Origin of the sequence: Vibrio sp. T20, assembly GCF_007858795.1 — a bacterium.
GTDB classification, from domain to species: Bacteria; Pseudomonadota; Gammaproteobacteria; order Enterobacterales; family Vibrionaceae; genus Vibrio; species Vibrio satsumensis.
Genome location: NZ_VFEB01000122.1, coordinates 1 through 337 on the forward strand (window position 1 = coordinate 1; position 337 = coordinate 337).

Sequence of the window (337 nt, forward strand, 5' to 3'; positions counted from 1 at the left end):
GACTGCCAGCATTTGATCATTGGTGTAGCCTGTCACTTCGTCAGCACCGTTATCGGTTTGAATCCACAAAATACCACGGGGATCAAACGCTAAGCCGTCCGGACTCGCAAATTGGTTCATGTCAGTCAAACTTGAACGGTTAGTGTCTGCATCACCATTGGCTGGTGAACCGAACACAAAAATATCCCATGTAAAGTCTGATGCAGCTTCACCCTCATCCCAACGAATCACATGACCAAATTTGTTGTTCAAACGTGGGTTTGCTGCGTTTGTTTCATCGGTACGAGAAGTGTTGTTGGTTAACGTTAGATATACAGAACCAGTGTATGGGTCTACG

The 337-nt window shown here is 45.7% G+C and carries 1 protein-coding gene; it reads right to left on the reverse strand.

Features of this window, described 5'->3' with window-relative positions; translation table 11 throughout:
- A partial coding sequence (locus FTW16_RS14410; RefSeq protein ID WP_146491577.1) for an alkaline phosphatase PhoX occupies nt 1-337 on the reverse strand: 337 nt, incomplete at both ends.